This window comes from Nostoc sp. UIC 10607, assembly GCF_047228265.1.
Classification (GTDB): Bacteria; Cyanobacteriota; Cyanobacteriia; order Cyanobacteriales; family Nostocaceae; genus Nostoc; species Nostoc foliaceum_A.
In genome coordinates this window covers 41,191-58,917 of record NZ_JBIQNW010000005.1, presented here as the reverse complement: position 1 = coordinate 58,917, position 17,727 = coordinate 41,191, and the positions used below count along the sequence as shown (strand labels likewise).

At 40.9% G+C, this 17,727-nt stretch carries 11 protein-coding genes and 1 pseudogene; 8 read left to right on the top strand and 4 right to left on the bottom strand.

The window, feature by feature from the left end; genetic code table 11:
- Positions 1-240 precede the first annotated feature (240 nt).
- On the bottom strand, positions 241-2,367 hold the full coding sequence (glgX, locus tag ACEYW6_RS06490; protein ID WP_412979074.1) for a glycogen debranching protein GlgX: 2,127 nt from the start codon (positions 2,365-2,367) through the stop codon (positions 241-243).
- A 584-nt stretch (positions 2,368-2,951) separates the two neighbouring features.
- Between glgX and ACEYW6_RS06485 the strand changes: the two genes are divergently transcribed.
- From ACEYW6_RS06485 to ACEYW6_RS06470, 4 genes are all read left to right on the top strand, one after another.
- On the top strand, positions 2,952-5,045 hold the full coding sequence (locus ACEYW6_RS06485) for a TonB-dependent receptor plug domain-containing protein (RefSeq protein ID WP_412979073.1): 2,094 nt from the start codon (positions 2,952-2,954) through the stop codon (positions 5,043-5,045).
- Positions 5,046-5,343: 298 nt separating this feature from the next.
- Complete coding sequence (locus ACEYW6_RS06480) at positions 5,344-5,640, top strand: hypothetical protein (RefSeq protein WP_069074363.1); 297 nt, start codon at positions 5,344-5,346, stop codon at positions 5,638-5,640.
- Positions 5,641-5,740: 100 nt separating this feature from the next.
- Positions 5,741-6,088 carry a hypothetical protein gene (locus tag ACEYW6_RS06475; protein ID WP_412979072.1) on the top strand — a complete coding sequence of 116 codons (348 nt, stop codon included), beginning with the start codon at positions 5,741-5,743 and terminating at the stop codon, positions 6,086-6,088.
- A gap of 208 nt (positions 6,089-6,296) precedes the next feature.
- Positions 6,297-6,686 carry a hypothetical protein gene (locus tag ACEYW6_RS06470; RefSeq protein ID WP_412979071.1) on the top strand — a complete coding sequence of 130 codons (390 nt, stop codon included), beginning with the start codon at positions 6,297-6,299 and terminating at the stop codon, positions 6,684-6,686.
- 173 nt (positions 6,687-6,859) lie between these two features.
- Here the strand turns inward: ACEYW6_RS06470 and ptsP are convergent, their stop codons facing one another.
- On the bottom strand, positions 6,860-9,379 hold the full coding sequence (ptsP, locus tag ACEYW6_RS06465; RefSeq protein WP_412979213.1) for a phosphoenolpyruvate--protein phosphotransferase: 2,520 nt from the start codon (positions 9,377-9,379) through the stop codon (positions 6,860-6,862).
- A gap of 66 nt (positions 9,380-9,445) precedes the next feature.
- Positions 9,446-10,642 carry a hypothetical protein gene (locus ACEYW6_RS06460; RefSeq protein ID WP_412979070.1) on the bottom strand — a complete coding sequence of 399 codons (1,197 nt, stop codon included), beginning with the start codon at positions 10,640-10,642 and terminating at the stop codon, positions 9,446-9,448.
- Positions 10,643-11,090: 448 nt separating this feature from the next.
- On the opposite strand from ACEYW6_RS06460, the gene eis reads away from it, so the two are divergent.
- Together eis and ACEYW6_RS06450 are read left to right on the top strand one after the other, a co-directional pair.
- A complete protein-coding gene (gene eis / locus ACEYW6_RS06455; protein ID WP_412979069.1) occupies positions 11,091-12,269 on the top strand; it encodes an enhanced intracellular survival protein Eis in 1,179 nt (392 codons plus the stop codon).
- Positions 12,270-12,738: 469 nt separating this feature from the next.
- The gene (locus tag ACEYW6_RS06450; protein WP_412979068.1) at positions 12,739-14,061 is read left to right on the top strand and encodes a serine hydrolase; all 1,323 of its coding nucleotides are present in this window, start codon (positions 12,739-12,741) and stop codon (positions 14,059-14,061) included.
- Between the two features lie 75 nt (positions 14,062-14,136).
- Here ACEYW6_RS06450 and ACEYW6_RS06445 read toward each other — a convergent pair whose 3' ends face one another.
- On the bottom strand, positions 14,137-16,272 hold the full coding sequence (locus ACEYW6_RS06445) for a cytochrome-c peroxidase (RefSeq protein ID WP_412979067.1): 2,136 nt from the start codon (positions 16,270-16,272) through the stop codon (positions 14,137-14,139).
- Positions 16,273-16,406: 134 nt separating this feature from the next.
- Here ACEYW6_RS06445 and ACEYW6_RS06440 point away from each other — a divergent pair.
- Positions 16,407-16,610, top strand: a pseudogene (locus ACEYW6_RS06440) (transposase); the annotation flags it as partial.
- A 166-nt stretch (positions 16,611-16,776) separates the two neighbouring features.
- On the top strand, positions 16,777-17,658 hold the full coding sequence (locus tag ACEYW6_RS06435; RefSeq protein ID WP_412979066.1) for a DNA adenine methylase: 882 nt from the start codon (positions 16,777-16,779) through the stop codon (positions 17,656-17,658).
- The last annotated feature ends 69 nt before the right edge of the window (positions 17,659-17,727 follow it).

The following is a 17,727-nucleotide window of genomic DNA, read 5'->3' as shown; positions in this document are numbered from 1 at the left end:
ATCCAAGCAACTATGCTCGACTTTAATCTAGCAATTCGTCTCAATCGTCTGGGAATTTGAGCATCTGAAGCAGACTAAAAGATATCTTGACATTGCAGAAATGTTTCCCAATTCGGAAGCAGTAAATGAAGCTCTGCGTTTTCTAATTAGAGTTACAAGTAAAAATCGTTAAAGCACATTAGCAACTTTATAGAAAAATATTTTTTCTATAAAGTCTAGTATCTTTTTATTCTCGTACTGCTAACTAATAAGGCGTAACACCATTAGAGAGCGATCTGTGACTGGTACAGTTTGAGAGCCTGAAACTAATTTTCCTCGATCTAGGAAGCGAGGTTCATTAGTGTCAATTACTATCTCCCATACCTTTTCTTTAAATTCATTGGGTAAAGCAAACTCAATTAACTCATAGTGAGCGTTAAAAAATAGCAGAAAACTTTCATCAATAATCCGCTCACCACGAGTTCCTGGAGTGGAAATTCCTTGCCCATTCAAAAAAATCTCCATTACTTTGGCATAACTAACTAGCCATTGCTTCTCAGTCATTTCACTGCCATCAGAATTAAACCAAGCAATATCATTAATGCCTAAACCGTGGATGGGGCGACCTTGAAACCACTTACGCCGTCGGAATACTGGATGTTGATGGCGAAAATTAATTAGTTCACGGGTAAAGTCTAGTAAATCCGCGTTCGCTTTTTGCAAATCCCAATGCCGCCAGGAAATCTCATTGTCTTGGCAATAGACATTATTATTTCCCTTTTGGCTACAGCCAATTTCATCTCCCTCTAATAGCATTGGGACACCTTGAGATAGCATTAGGGTTGCTAAAAAGTTTCGTCGTTGCCGTTGGCGCAAACGCATCACTTCTGTATCGTCGGTTTCGCCTTCTACACCACAATTCCAGGATCTATTATGGCTTTCACCATCTCTATTGTCTTCCCCGTTTGCCTCGTTATGCTTTTCGTTGTAGCTGACTAAATCATTTAACGTGAAACCATCATGAGCAGTCACGAAATTAATACTTGCATTTGGGTTACGCCCGTTTGTTTGATACAAGTCAGGGCTACCGGTAAAACAGTAAGCAAATTGTCCTAAACTATCATCTGCACCACGCCAAAAATCTCGTACTGTATCTCGATATCTTCCATTCCACTCAGACCAACGCAGTGGAAAATTCCCGACTTGATAGCCGCCTTCTCCTAAATCCCAAGGTTCAGCAATAAGCTTTACATCTGCCAAGATTGGGTCTTGATGAATAATATCAAAGAAAGCTGATAGGTTATCTACCTCATATAATTCCCGCGCCAGCGCCGAGGCCAAATCAAATCGGAAGCCATCTACATGCATTTCTGTTACCCAATAGCGCAGGCTATCCATAATTAACTTCAGAACTTGAGCATGACGCACATTCAGAGAGTTACCGCAGCCTGTAAAGTCCATGTAGTAGCGAGGATCATCCTTTACCAAACGGTAATATACAGAATTATCAATACCTCGCAAAGATAGCGTTGGCCCGAAATGATTTCCTTCGCCAGTGTGGTTGTAGACTACATCTAAGATCACTTCAATTCCGGCAAAATGTAGTGCCTTGACCATTTGCTTGAATTCGATGACTTGTTGGCCCACAGTTCCACTAGCACTGTAACTAGAATAGGGGGCAAAATAGTTGATGGAATCGTAGCCCCAGTAATTGGTTAATCCTTTTTCTTCTAAATGTCCTGGATGAGATAGAAAGTGATGTACTGGCATCAACTCAACTGCTGTAATTCCTAGTTGCTGTAAGTGTTGAATTGCAGCAGGATGCGCCAACCCGGCATAAGTGCCACGCAACTCTTCTGGAATAGCTGGATGTAGTTTAGTAAAACCTTTTACGTGAGTTTCATAAATAACAGTTGTATGCCAGGGTGTAGAAAGCAGTTTATCGCCTTCCCAATCAAAAGATTGATCGACCACAACACACTTGGGCATTATTTTGGCATCATCTAGTTCAGAAAAAACTAAGTCTTTTTCTGGAGCATCTAGAGAGTAACCAAAGACAGATGGATCGTTACTAAACTCACCGTCAATTGCCTTAGCGTAGGGGTCAATTAATAGTTTGTTTGGATTAAATCGATGACCTACTTCCGGTGCCCACATCCCATGCACTCTAAACCCATATTTTTGACCGGGGCCCACTCCTGGTAAGTAACCATGCCAAACAAAATTGTTTTTTTCTGTCAAAGGCAAGCGAATTTCTTCGCCATCGTTATCAAACAAACAAAGATCTACCCCTGTTGCATTTTCCGAAAATAAAGCAAAGTTTGTTCCTTTACCATCCCAAGTTGCGCCTAAAGGATATACATTCCCTGGCCATAAAGCTATATACATAAGTAAATTTTCAATAATTAGTTTTTCGGCAAATAAATAATCAACTTCGATTTTTTTGAATAATTAATAATTTAGTTAAAATTTAAAGTTACTAATAATTCCTTAAAATCACTAACGTTCAAGTATAACTTAGTAAATAATATTCTTTGATCTATCAGTAGTAATAGAAATCTCTATTCCTTAAGTAGGAATAATTGAGGCAGAGAGCAAGAGGCTAGAGAAAAACTGCCCTGTCTGCGACACCTACGCGATTTGCTTCAGTAAAGCGATGCCTACGGTGGTAAAGTAGCTCTGCCGTTTGCGCAGCGTCTCGTAGAGAAGTGCTGGCTGCACCAACGCTAAAAAGCAAGAGTTCAAAACCCTCACTGTTGCGTTAGCTTATAGCTTTTTACATAGCTCCAAACATCCAGGGTCGTTCCCTCCTGACTTGTTCAAATGCAGACACTTTGGGGTTTAACCCATAGTGAATTGACCAACAGTCTCATCTGAATTGTAGAAATATGACAGCGTGTCTTTTGACACGATTTTACTATTACAGCAACAATACTACGTAGTGACTGTTTTTACTTGGTGTGAAAGAGAACGTGAAAAAGGATTTTTTGTTGCTAACAGTTGCTTTACCGAGTTTACTGATAGCCTTTCCTGGCTTTGCTGCTGAGAGCGAAATTAAACAGAGAAATACTGATAAATTAACCGAAGTCATTTCAGATATTCCGAGTTTGAGTGAAATTGAGCTACCCGCCACTAATGCCGAATTATTAACTCAACAATCTGCGCCGAGTGAAGTTAATCAAGAAACTCAGCCAGAAACAGAGCCAGATTATACAGATGATGCAGACATTTCTATAGAAGCGATCGCAGAACCAGACAATCTACCTCAATCTACACCAACTTACGTAATTGATAAAGAAGAAATTCAAAAGCAGGGCGCTACTAGTTTAGCTGATATTTTGAAAAGAATGCCTGGTTTTGCGATCAATGATGTAGGGCATGGGGCAGATATTCACACAGGTACATATTACCGGGGAGCCTCAATTAATCAGTCTGTATTTTTGATTAATGGTAGACCAATTAACAATAATGTCAATATTTATCATGGTGGAACTGACTTAAATAGCATTCCTATAGAGGCTATTGAACGAGTGGAATTATATAGCGGTACAGCCTCCGCATTATATGGTTCTTCAGCTTTTGGGGGAGTTGTGAATATCATCACTAAGGAAGGTTATGGCAAACCTAAATTGAGCGCTAGTGCAGAATTTGGTTCATTGAGTTTAAATAATCAACAAGTAACCTATGGTGGTTCATCTGATAATGTTAAGTACAACTTCAGCTTTGAAAGATTCTTTATAGATAACCGTTACCGCGTCCCTGTAGGTGCAGCTAATCGTGATGAACAGGGATTTTTATCAAATGCAGATACAGCTACAAGTACTTACTTTGGTAGCATTGGGCTAGATTTAGATAAAAAAAATTCTTTGAATTTAGATGTTACTGCACTCAGCAGTCGTCGCGGCTTAATTTATTTCGGTTTCCCTCTGCAAAGAGATAGATTAGACCATGATGGTTTAAATGTTGGCTTATCCTGGAAAACTCGACTAGGTAATGGGGAAAGTTCCAATCTTACAACCTCTATTGGTTATAACCAAGATTATTTCAGCACCTATGGCCCTACAGGAGAATTTTACCGTACAGGAGCTTTAGATACCCAACAACTTACAGCCAGGGTAGATCATGAGTGGAAAGTTACTTCCAATAATAAATTGCGCTGGGGATTAGATTTAAAAAACACCGATTTAACTGGTGATGTTTTAAGTACAAATCCTACTAGGATTGCCAATAATGAAACTGAAGATAGAAGTTTGTTCAATACAGCTTTATTTGCTGTAAATACTTGGAATATTAGCGATGATTTCCTGATAGATTTAGGACTAAGGCAAAGCTTTGACAGCCAGTTTGGAAATTATCTCAATCCTAGTGTTGGGTTACGTTATGCCGTCACACCAATAATAGCAGTGCGGGGAAGTTGGGCAGGGGCACAACGCAATCCTGGGTTAGATCAGTTGTATGTTTATGATACAGTTCATGGTTGGGAACCTAATCCTGATTTAAGACCGGAAACTGGTTCTACTTGGAGTGCGGGAGTAGATGTCAATTTTTCTCAAAATCTGATTGGGCAGTTTACTTACTTTGGTAGTAGTATAGGCGATCGCTTGGGAGTCATCGCCGGAAGATGGGAAAACATTGGACTAGTAGATACCAATGGTTTAGAGGTTGCATTGCAATTAAGAATTGCAGATGGCTGGTCAACTTTCCTCAACTACACTTATACAGATGCTGAAATAAAAACAGGCTCAGAGAGAGGTTTACAGTTAGGTTTAATTCCCTACTCTGTACTGCAAACTGGTGTGGGTTATCAAAATTCAGGTTGGCAGGCTAATTTGTATGTTACCTACAACAGTGGCACTCGCAGAGCCTTCTTTACAAACCCTGGTGACACGATTACAGATTTTGCCCCATCTTTCGTGAATTTAGATTTGAGCGGTCGTGTACCTATAACTAGCAATGTAGGATTGACAGTTTACTTAGAAAATCTACTGGGTGAGCAATATGAGCGAGTTAATCGCATCTATAGCCCTGGATTCACTTTTCGTGTGGGTTTAAATGCCAGTTTTTAGGTGGTAAAATCTCTGCGTTCTCTGTGCCTCTGCGGTTTAAAAGTTATTTATTGAACCACAGAGGGGCAGAGAATACAGAGATAAAGAGGAGCTTTTTGGTAAAGACGAGGTACCGCGATGATACAACATGGTGCGTTAGGTTAAAGTCGTAACGAACCCTACGGTTAAGGCAAGAGACGCGATGAATCGCCGTCTCTACAATAAATAATTAATTAATCAAAAACCTTAACTGAAACGGATTGTAAGGCACCCTATTTAAAATTTACTTTTAATCCGAAATCTAAAATTCAAAATTGCTATGAGAGCCAGAATTGAAAATAAAGTGCTTTTTATTCATCATGAAGATTTACCAGAGTTTAAGAAGGGTGGTTCGGTGGTGCGAAACTCTTATTTCTGGGCGCTACGTTCAATTGCTGGTAAAGCTTCGCGTTATCGTGATTGGGAATACGAATCGGAGGTTTGGCTAGCGCTTTCACGAATGCTTTTGTCGTTTGCTGAATCTGGGTATTTGGGTCTTAGAGAAACTTTGCTGGAGTTTCCTTTATCTCAAGGGGAAATTCCTAGTTTGCTGCGAGATGTGTCCACTTTTGAGTAGCGTTGCTGCCGCGAGGATCAATTAGAGTTTCAGCTTAGATTATAAATCATCAATTTTTAATAATTAAATAAGGGCAACAATCACATTCGCTATTTGCTTGTTGGGCGATCGCATTTGCTTGTTGGGCGATCGCATTTGCTTGTTGGGCGATCGCATTTGCTTGTTCGGCGACTACATTTGCTTGTTCGGCGACTACATTTGCTTGTTGGGCGATCGCATTTGCTTGTTGGGCGATCGCATTTGCTTGTTGGGCGACTACATTTGCTTGTTCGGCGACTACATTTGCTTGTTGAGCGACTACATTTGCTTGTTCGGCGACTACATTTGCTTGTTGAGCGACTACATTTGCTTGTTCGGCGACTACATTTGCTTGTTCGGCGATCGCTTCCCCCTTCCCTCTTACTCAGGCGACAATCTGAAAATCGCTCGGAGTCAGTGCGGGGCTTAGATTTGACTTCTTCTTTTTTCTTTGTTTAATCCGTCCCTTGGTAACTAATATTACATAAATGAAATAATACTTGCACTCATCGGGCACTCAAATGAGCTTCAATCCGTCACGATTAGCCATCATGGACAAACCCTAGTTAACAGTAGTGCTGAACCAAGGGTAGTGTGAGAAAACAATTAAGATGCAGCAGTTAGTGTAGGAGAACAATGTGAAAATAGCGATTATTGCAAAAACATTAATTACATCTATATGTTTGTTAGCTTTTTTTGCCCCAAGTAAAGCATCGGCTCAACTTATACCGCAACCTTGGGTTTCAGTCGGTGGAAAAAATGGTGATATAACTTATGCTGTGGGAGCTAGGGCTTTGGATTTCGGGGTTGAGGTAGGAACTGGCCCTGATGGTTCTACGGGAGTAGATGTTTTGAAATTTATCAGTTTGCCTGTCATTTCACCTTATGTAGGAGTTGGACTTTATTCAGAGGATAAAGGTGTTGCAGTTTCAGGTGGCGTTCAGGTAAGTGCTACTGATAACGTTTTTGTTGGTGCTGGTTACAATTCTATTCGTGGCTTTAACGGGCAACTGGGAATAAGATTTTAACTAATTCGTAATTCGTAATGACGTTCGCGGACTCGCTAACATCATTATTGGCGAAATACTCATGCGTAATTGTATTTATTGGTGGTCTTGAATTAGTAGGGGATTTAGACTCTAGGTAATTCAATTACGAATTACGAATTACGAATTACGAATTACGAATTACGAATTACGAATTATGCAGGTGGGGTAACTGAAGTTGAGATTAGCTCTCTGACATGAACTGCGGAATCTTGTTGCAATGCTAATGCGATGATCGCTTCACTCTCAACTATACTTAACCGAGCGATCGCTTGCTTCACTCCAGCTATGGCTTGAGGATTCACGCTCAATTCATCCAGTCCTAAACCTAATAAAATTGGTGTTGCTAAAGTATCTGCTGCCAATTCTCCACATAATCCTACCGAAATACCCGCCGCATGGGCAGCTTGAATAGCTTGCTGCACCATTCGCAATACTGCTGGGTGTAGTGCATCAACCAAATTTGCCACGCGGGGATTAGTGCGATCGCTAGCCATGACGTACTGACTCAGATCGTTAGTCCCTATACTAAAGAAGTCTACTTCAGCAGCTAACTGATCTGCGATCGCTACTGCTGCCGGAACCTCTACCATAATTCCTACTTTCATAGCTGCATCAAAGGAAATACCAGCTTGATTTAATTCAGCTTGCACTTCACCCAAAATTACCTTAGCTGCACGTACCTCAGTTACACTGGCAATCATCGGCAACATGATCTTAATTTGGTGTCCGACACTAGCTCTCAAAATTGCCCGTAATTGAGTTTTGAACAAATCCAGATGATCTAAACAGAAACGAATTCCTCGCCAGCCTAAGAAAGGGTTAGCTTCTGGAAACCCTAGTCTCAGATAAGGAAGTGGCTTATCACCACCGACATCTAAGGTACGAATAATCAACGGACGATTATCTAAAACTTGGGCGATCGCCTGATACACTTCTAGTTGTTCTTCTTCAGTGGGGGCGCTTGTCCTATCTAGATAGAGAAACTCTGTGCGGAGTAGCCCCACACCTTCTGCACCGCTAGCCACCGCAACTTGAACATCACTTATACTCCCAATATTGGCGAAAACGCTAATTTGCCGACCATCACGAGTAATTGCTGGCTGGTGTGCTGTAGCTCGTGCTTCCTGTTGAGCAGTTTGCCAAGCTGACTGCTTTGCTGCTAGTAAATCCAGGATATGTGATTCTGGTTCTACCCAGGCTCTGCCACTTTCACCATCAAGTGCCATAAGTGTACCATCTGCCAAGTGCAACACCTGGGCATCTACTCCCAAAACTGCGGGAATACCCAATGTCCGGGCGATAATTGCGCTGTGAGAAGTGGCACTACCTGAAGTTGTACAAATACCCAACACCTTTGTCGGATCTAATCTAGCGGTATCTGAGGGAGTTAAATCTGTCGCTACTAAAATCGCCGGTTCCTCAAGATGCAGGTTAGGCGCAGCATTCCCAGCTAGTAATCGCAGTACCCTTTGCCCGACATCCACAACATCGTCAACTCGCTCTTGCAGGTAAGAATCCTCAAGTGTACGGTAGGAAGCCGCTACTTCATCAACTACGGCTTGCCAAGCGGCTTCAGCATTTATATGGTTTTCTAAAATGCGTTTTTTAGCCGCTTCTAGCAAAACTGGATCTTCTAAAAATAGTAATTGGGCATCGAAGATGGCGGCTTCAGCGTCACCAATTTGCAGAGATGCTTGTGAGAATACTGCTTGAATTTCTTGTCTGGCTGTGTGGATTGCTGCTTGTAATCGTTGCCACTCGGCATCAGGTTCATCTACGTGGTATTCCGTAATCGAGATGTGGGTGGGTTGATAATGAATAACAGGTGCGATCGCTACTCCAGCAGAAGCTGCAATTCCCGAAAGTTCGCCGTGAGTTGCTGGTGTAACTTCATGGTGAAATGCTGGCGGAGAATTCAAAGCAACATTATCTTCACCAAAGTTATTTGCAAATAATGCCTGTAATGCCGTCAGCGCCTCATCTGCATCAGAACCAGTGGCAGTAATTACGAGTTCGTGTCCTTGACGCACCCCTAAAGTTGTGACTTGGTTAATACTGTCACCCCTAACTAGCTCAGTATTTCTCGTTAAATTTCGTACTAAAATTTGGGATTTAAACTTGGCTGCGGTTGCGACAAACTGCGCTGCGGGACGAGCGTGTAATCCTAAGCGATTGCTCACAATCAGCCGGATTTCTTGCGTTGGTGATTCTACATTGGTTATTGTTGGGGTGTTGTGACTGGCAAGTGACAACGGCCGACTAACTACACCCAGTTGAGTTGCTTTTGCTTGGAGTGCGCCGCGTGCTTCCGCCATAACTTGATGAATATCTCTACCAAGAGCAGCAGCTACCACAGCAGCGATCGCGCCTTCTACTAGAGGTGCTTCACACAAATACACTTTTTGCTGCTGTGCTTCTGGTAAAAACTCGATTGCCATTTCTGCACTCAGCAAAGCACTACCCAAATCCATTAACACCAAAACACCATCATCAGAGAAAACAGAAGCGATCGCTTCATAAACCTGGATGGGATCTGTACCCAATGGATTTTCCGGATCTTCAATACCTGCTGCAACAGCGATAGGGACTTTGCCCTGAACCATTTGCGCGGCGAGTTCCCGCACACCCAGAGCTAGTTGTTTACTGTGAGAAACGATAACAATTCCGATCACTGCCACACTGTCAACCTTGTTGAGAGGTTTGCGTTAGCTAGTTATCCATTTCATTTTCCCATTCTGCTACAATTGCAACTGCCCGAAAATCTTCCGGTCTTTCCAGCTAGAAATACGAATAAAATAGCCTTCTGTTACGGAAATACGTGGTGTCCACTCATAAACTCCATCGCTAGCAGTACGGGTAGAAATGTTTTGGATAAGTTTGTTCCCATCGTACAACTTAATCGAGACATCGCCGTCAAAATTATCCTGCCACAATATTAAATAAGGCTGATCCTTCTTTGGAAGTACTTTCTTGGCTGGTTGACTGATCAAGATTTTTGGTGCAACCTGATTTTTGCTTTTCTTACGGAATCCTAGATAATGAGGTAGGTGTCGGAAAGTAGGATTTTCTTGCAGATTAGATAGTTGGGGAACAATAATGTTTCCATTTTGGGAATTGAATAAATAAGTTGATCTGCCCCCATCAACAGTAATAATATCTCCTTTAACTCCTAATTTACGTAATAAATCCGCTGCTTCATCCAGAGTTGCTTGGTTCACCGTCATAATCAACAAAAGCTCGTCACCCTTAACACCATCTTTGTTCAGAGTACCGATTACTTGATACTTATTCACTTGGTTTTGGGCTAATACTTTCGCCGGATGATCGCTGTATCGGTAAGTGACGATTGCATTCTTCACTGCTTTTTGGTTAAGAGGCGCACCGCTAACCTGGTTGTAATCGGTAATGTATGCCTGCTTGTTATCCCAGACTAAGGTCTTGAGGCGAATATTGCTATAAAATTTATCTTTTGGTTCCTTGATTGGGCCATAAGGACTATTGCCACCACTGATGACTACACCATTGAGTTTAATTGGAAAGGATAATTGAGTACTAGATTGGTATTGCTCAAAAAAAGAACAATTAATTATTGAGAAAACGTTGTTTGCGTAAAGTTTTTTATATTCGTTTGTAACTTCAGAAAACAACTTATTTTTGAAAAAAGGGCTGTAATGTCCACCTTCTCCTTTATAATATTTACCCTCATTTAGACCCATATTATCTACCTCTCCGGTAATTTGGTCTATCTGCATTTTGCCCAGATCAATAACTTGTAAATATGCTTCGTTACCATTTGTTAATTGTTTTTTATATAAAGCTGCCCCGTCTATAGTTTGGAGAGGCTGATAAGAAGATAGAGGGTTGAAAGTTTGGGCAATCCAAAGGCTACTCAGAATTGGCAGCAAAAAAAGCAATAAATTGATTACAGTATTCATCAGTATTTTAGTTAGTTAGAATTGACACTATTAGGTGTAATACCATTTAATGAAAATCTTGATATATATAGATTTACCGTAGGGTAGCACAGCTGTGCTACCCTACCAACATATTTGTATCAACCTTAAAGTGAAATAGTATAAATTTACGCTTACCGAGTTATTCTATAATCGAAATTTGAATGTCAGCCAGCTTCTAAAAGTAAGTTTCGAGTTCAGAAGGTCAACGTTGAAGTTCAAGAAGTCGAAACTTCAGGTGTATAAAGCTTGTGAAATTTGTACAGCTTTGTTATATAAATCAACATGAGGATTAAGCAAACCTACTAAATATCCCATATCTGCAAATACAAACCGCATTAATCTTTTCCTTGTGTACTGAGTTGATGAAGCACTAAAGAAACATCCGTTGTAGTATGATTCTGATTTTGTAATACTAATGGTAAAAGAGATGACGGCTCAATTTGAATACAGCACTCTCAGCCATCCGCAGGATATTCAGCAGCTGATGTATATCCTTGAGCAGTGTTTTATCAGCGGGCTTGGTGGTGAGGAAGCTTACATCAACCTGATTGGTATAAAAAATTTCCGCATTATTCGGGGATTAGAGCAATTAGCTGGTGGATTGGCAACTCTGGATATGGGCCAGTGGTGGGGTGGTCAACGTGTACCAATGACAGGAATCGCCGCAGTGGGCATTGCTCCAGAGTATCGTGGTTCGGGAGCTGCGATCGCTCTCATGCAGCACACCCTCAAAGAACTTTATGCTAGGGGTGTGGCGATTTCCGCTCTTTATCCGGCTGTTCAAACTTTGTACCGAAAAGTAGGTTATGAGCAGGGGGGTAGCTGGTGTATTTGGGAAGTTGCTACTAGGAATATCCAGGTGCGGGAGCAACCCCTACCTTTAGAACCAGTAGTGAGCATTAATCATGAAGTCTTTCATGAGCTATATCAGCAGCAGGCGAAACAAACGCATGGATATTTAGACAGACATCCAGCAATCTGGCAGCGAATAATCCAACCAGATGAGAAAGAAACAGTCTATGCCTATTTTATTGGTACTAAAAACCAGCCCCAAGGCTACATCATCTTTACTCAAGAGCGAACAGAGGATGGTGAAATCCTCTGGGTGAAAGATTGGGTACTGGGCACAGTTGCTGCTACACAAACTTTCTGGTCTTTTCTAGCAAATCATCGCTCTCAAATTCACAAGGTGCGATGGAAGAGTTCTGCGATTGATTCCCTGACATTGCTACTACCAGAGCAAACTGCCAAGATATGGCGTGAGAGTCGTTGGATGCTACGGGTGATAGATGTAGTCAAGGCGCTGGAGGCGCGGGGTTATCCATTGGGAATCGAAACTGAATTGCACCTAGAAATTCAAGATAATTTGCTAACTGGAAATAATGATAAATTCATTCTTTCTGTTGCCAACGGACGTGGTGAAGTCACAAGAGGTGGAAAGGGCGAATTACAGCTAAATATCCGGGAATTAGCACCATTGTATACAAGTTTGTTTACCCCCTACCATTTGCAAATAGCGGGAAAACTTGATGGCACAGAAACGGCTATCATAGCAGCTACGCAAATATTTGCAGGTAGCTCTCCTTGGATGGCTGATTTCTTTTAAGGGGAGTGGGGAAGGTTGAGCCTCCTCTGGGGATAAGGGGTAATGGGGAAGGGATTAAACTGTTGTGCCTCCAGTTTTTACTCAACTCACATCCCCGACGCTCCCCAATCAGCAAAATATAAGTTGGAAACATAATTAATCATTAGATCGTCGTTCCGCTAGATTAGCAATTTCTGTTGTCAATTCATATCATAAACAAGGCTGTCAGCGTTTTTTTGATAAATCATGATTATCTAATCCTAGATAAGTAAGTAGAGATGAATCAATTAAAGTTTGTAGTTTGCGTTTGAGCGAAAATAGCGCCAACTACAAGCTACAAATTTGGATGATCTCTACTTACTTATCATCAAAAAAATAACTTAATGGAATTTGTGTTTTCTGTCCGGAATTTCAGTATGATTATCAGAAAACAATCTAAGATCAAGTTGATTAGTTGCTACCTACATAGTTGCATACCTACAATCACAACATGAAATCACATTTACTTGCGATCGGTTTAAGCAGTTTGCTTCTAGTTGCAGGACAAGCTAAAGCCTCACGATTACAGTCTTGGTACTTTGACTCTAAGCAAAACCAATTACACCTAACTACAACTTCTGGAATCCAACCAAAAGCCTTTTTATTAGATAATCCTAATCGATTAATAATTGACTTACCTGGAACTAGTTTTAATTCAGATAGTGTCAAAAAAAGTTTTGGTAATGCGATTAAAGAAATTCGTATCGGAAAACCAGACAGTAAAACAACTCGTTTTGTCGTAGAATTAGCTCCAGGTTATCATATTGCTTCCCGCAATCTATCTATCAAGGGAGATTCTCGTTCCCATTGGATTGTAAAATTCAACTCATTTGACCGCCAAAGCAATAACATTCCTGGGGAAAATAGAGAAGATGTTGCCATAAATTCTACAGATGCTTCAACATTTGCGGGAGTTGTAAATCTTGGCCAAGAAATGAAGGGCATCAGTTCTCAAATTCGCGCATTGTTAGCAACTTATAAAACATTGAATCCAGGAATATTTTTCTTAGATTTAGATACAGGTAACTATATAGATATTAATGGTGAAAAAAGATTTGCTGCTGCCAGTACAATCAAATTTCCCTTGTTAGTAGCTCTTTTTCAAGAAATAGACGCTGGTAGAATTAAACTAACAGATAAATTAGTGATGCGGCGCGATTTAAGGGTTGGTGAAGCCGGAACTATGAAATACAAACCCGTCGGAACTAAATTTAGCGTCCTCCAAACTGCTACCTTGATGATGACGATTAGCGATAATACCGCAACAAATATGGTTCTTGATCGTTTGGGTGGTGCAGGAAAAGTTAACCAACGTTTTCGTAATTGGGGATTGCAAAATACAGCAATTCAGAATTTACTTCCAGACATTCCTGGCAAAAATACAACCAGTTCCAAAGATTTGGTCAGATTGGCGGCGTTAGTTTCTAACAATCGTTTGCTTTCCTCAAATAGCCGCAATCAAGTTTTAGGCATTATGCGCCGTGTCAAAACTAATAGCTTGCTACCAGCTGGTATTGGTAAAGGAGCTACGATCGCCCACAAAACCGGTACATTGAGATTTATCATTGGTGATGCGGGTATTATTAAAATGCCCAACGGGAAAAGCTATTTAGCAGGTGTTTTGGTACAAAGACCAAACCACGATCGCAGAGCTGGAGATTTTGTCCGTGAAGTTTCTCGCAGAGTCTACAATTACCTAAACCAAGCCACAGTTAGCAATATAGAACCCAACTCCAGCGATGCCTCCAGCGGGCTACGCCTACGCACTCGTTAGCAATGAGGAGTGGGGAATGGGGAGTTAAAAGTTTTTCTTCATCTCCCTTGCCCCACGCCTGAGTTACCTTGCTACTTAACTTAAGAAATTTGGGGTACCACTACCACCATTCTTACCAACAGCAGGAATTTCCAGTAGGCTATCTGTGGCCTTGCCAGTACTATCATTGGTAACGGATGTAGAATTACCTGGATGTCCATTGGGAATGAAAAGTTGCGGATGATCAAAGGGCGCTTTGTCATAAAGAACTCGCTCATCGGTAAGTCCTTTCATAAAGGCTACCAAGTCATCTTTTTCAGTTTCGGTTAATCCCAACGGGGCGAGGGCGCTTTGTTGGCGGAAATCTCCACCACGATTATAGAAGTCCACCACTTGCAACAGAGTCAAATAGCCACCATTGTGAAAATAAGGGGCGGTGAGTTCTACGTTGCGTAATCCGGGAGTCTTAAAGCTTCCATCGGCAACTATTCTGTCATTTGAACTAACTGTAATATTCGGGTTTGAATCGAGAAGTTGTGGGAATTTACCCAAAGCAGCGACTCGCGACTCTGAAAGCGGGTTGCCGAATGGGTCTTGACCACCAACACCAGTATCTTCTAAGGTAGGTCTAACACCGATATTGAAGAAGCCATTGTCAAAGACAATTCTTTGATTGGGGATGTTTATGGTTGCCAGTCGTTGCTTCTGTATACTGGTAACCGAGGCGTTGGTGAGTTCTAATCCACTGTGACAACCGATACACCGAGCCTTACCCTCGAATAGTTGTTTCCCTCGTTGCTGCTGCTCGGTCAGGGCGGTGGTGTTTCCTTCCAAGAAGCGATCGTAGGGTGTATTATCGGAAATGAGTGTAGATTCGTACAACTGAACTGCAAGCCCAAAGAATAGTGAGAAGTTGTACTCCATCAATGTGTACTCATTAGTCTGCAAAGAGCGATCGGGCTTTTTGACAAAAGTCCGTCTACCTTCAGCATCAACTTGGATGAGTCGATTCGACTTCCACCACTCCGACTTGAAGGCATCTTTAATCATCTGCTCATAGGTTCTATCTTTGAGTCCGGGTTGGGGCGATCTACTATCTGCACCTAAAACACTGTCTTGTGGATGCACAACCTGTTTACCTAGCGGTCTAAGAGGTAATAACTTTTTCGCAAGTTTGCGGGGGAGCTTTTTACCCTTAGCAGCGCTAAGAGATTTTTTGTCAATTCGCCCGAACTTATCACCAATTTCTTCAAAGGTGCGACCATCAGCAGAGGACTCAAAGGAACTGAGTGGCGGGCCGACCGCCTGAGAAGCCAAAGACGAGTTCTTCAGGCTGATTTTCACAAATTCTAGTTGATTTGGATTTTCTGCTTTGACGACAGCAGCGTTAGGGTCTCTTAAACCGAAAGGATTCACTCCATTAAAGATATCCTGCGCCCTTCCATCCCAGAAGTTACGGAAGTTGAATGCTGTATTAATCACGGTTGGGGTATTACGCGGCTCGACGCGGCGTACATTAATGCCTCCCACGTTAAATACCGGATCTGGCTCGTTTTTTACTTGGTCTTCCGCACTACCAGGTTTGACATCAATAAACTTAGTGTTGAAGACCCCCTGAGATGAACTGACATCGTTACGGTCAGATATAATGGTCGTCGGATCATTTGGGTTCGACAGCTTGTGGAAGGGAAAATCTTCTGGTTTGAGTTGGTAGTTTGGTGCGCCGCCTACATCAAAAACTGTATCTGGGTTCTCTGTACCATCAGAGTTAATCCGCAAAAGTCCAGGAGCAATCTGATTTTTGGATCTATTGTCGGCTCCAGCATGGAAGTGACAACTAGCACAGGCGCTCACTCCGTCGCTCCCAATCTGCATATCCCAAAAAAGAGTTTTTCCTAACTTGATGGCAGCTACTTTGTCTTTTACGAAGTCTCCAAGATTGTCAGGCTCAGGAACTGATATGCTCTTGAGCGAAGTTAGAGGCGGCGGCGTAACCTGGGCTGATACAGTATTTCCAGCTATTACTACTGTCATAATAATCGCAGCAATTGTTATAGCCCTTGAAATTCTTGATCTCAAATAGTTAAGCTTGCCATATCTGAATCTCCACTCTTGGCGCTTTATTTTTGTCGCCAAAGATTTGAGCAAAAATCGACCTTTTGAGGTCAGGAGCAAGTAAATTGATAAGCTAGTAATAAAGATTACTAAGCTTATTATGGGTATAATCCCCATAGATTTTTGTAATAAAATAACACCGAAACAAATTATACGTTTACAAGGAAGTTTGAAATGTAATATTCATGTAAAGTAATTACGCAAATTACGAATTTTATGTGAACAAAAATGCCATAGGGCTACCAATAAATTTGATTCAAATCTCTGTCAAAGTGATGCATCGTATGGAGTCTGGGTTTGAGGTTTTACCTAAACGTTGGGTAGTGGAGCGCACCTTCGGATGGTTTAATCAGTATCGTCGTCTTAGCAAGGATTATGAGCGTCTTCCTAAAATAAGTGAGCCTGCTATATATGCTGTTATGACTCGAATCATGCTCCGTCGGCTAGCTGTCTAAATATTTACTTTATAAATGGTCTCTTAGAATATTTTTTAAAATTTAATATTAAAAATTTTAATGCGAATTAAAAAGGAATTATCAAAAAATTAGCTTTAGAAGCTTAAAATAATCAGAAACTTAAACTAGAAATATCCAGTAATTTTTAAAGTTATAATTTTCTGTTATGATCAAAAGTCCTCTACGATATCCTGGTGGTAAGTCAAAAGCAATTAATCAGATAGTCGAATACTTACCAGAGAGCTTTTCAGAAGTTCGAGAACCTTTTGTGGGTGGTGGTTCTGTTTTTATTTATTTAAAGCAAAGTTTTCCTCATATCAAGATTTGGATTAATGATTTAAACCGCGAACTCTTCTTATTCTGGAAATTTGCTCAATCTGATATAGGTCAGTTAGTTAAAGAAATTCGACATATTAAAGTCAAACATACAGATGGTAAATTACTTTTCACAGAGCTAACTAGTGTAGATGTCAATAATTTATCTGATTTAGAAAGAGCAGTTCGCTTTTTTGTACTCAATAGAATTACTTTTTCAGGAACTGTAGAATCCGGTGGTTTTTCTCAACAAGCTTTCCATAAACGCTTTACTGATTCTTCAATAGAACGACTAGAAAAGTTAGAATATATTTTAGACAAAAATGTGCAAATTACTAATTTGGATTACAGCCACCTATTAAAATCAAAAGGAGAAGATGTATTTTTATTTTTAGATCCACCATATTTTAGTGCTACAAAATCAAAGCTATATGGTAAAGATGGTGACTTGCACACCTCTTTTGAGCATCATAGATTTGCTGAACTTTTGCAACAATGTCATCATCGCTGGCTAATTACCTACGATGACTCACCGCAAATTAGAGAAAATTTTCAGTGGGCTAATATCTCAGCATGGGAATTGCAGTATGGCATGAATAACTATAAACAGAGTGGTGCAGCTAAAGGACAAGAGTTATTCATTACTAATTACGAAGTTAAACTTTATTTGAATAAAAAAGCACAAAATCAGAACCTTGTTAATCCAGCTTTGCAATTAAGCCTTGAGATTTAAACCTAACTTTGATAGCTTCCAATTTTCCGGTAGGATAACCCCATAGCTCTCAATATAGCTACAACATAC

Excerpts from the sequence above, each read along its gene's own strand:
- ACEYW6_RS06435 (WP_412979066.1), top strand. The coding sequence starts at position 16,777 with ATGATCAAAAGTCCTCTACGATATCCTGGTGGTAAGTCAAAAGCAATT.
- ACEYW6_RS06460 (WP_412979070.1), bottom strand. The coding sequence starts at position 10,642 with ATGAATACTGTAATCAATTTATTGCTTTTTTTGCTGCCAATTCTGAGT.
- ACEYW6_RS06450 (WP_412979068.1), top strand. The coding sequence starts at position 12,739 with ATGAAATCACATTTACTTGCGATCGGTTTAAGCAGTTTGCTTCTAGTT.
- eis (WP_412979069.1), top strand. The coding sequence starts at position 11,091 with ATGACGGCTCAATTTGAATACAGCACTCTCAGCCATCCGCAGGATATT.
- ACEYW6_RS06445 (WP_412979067.1), bottom strand. The coding sequence starts at position 16,272 with ATGGGGATTATACCCATAATAAGCTTAGTAATCTTTATTACTAGCTTA.
- glgX (WP_412979074.1), bottom strand. The coding sequence starts at position 2,367 with ATGTATATAGCTTTATGGCCAGGGAATGTATATCCTTTAGGCGCAACT.
- ACEYW6_RS06480 (WP_069074363.1), top strand. The coding sequence starts at position 5,344 with ATGAGAGCCAGAATTGAAAATAAAGTGCTTTTTATTCATCATGAAGAT.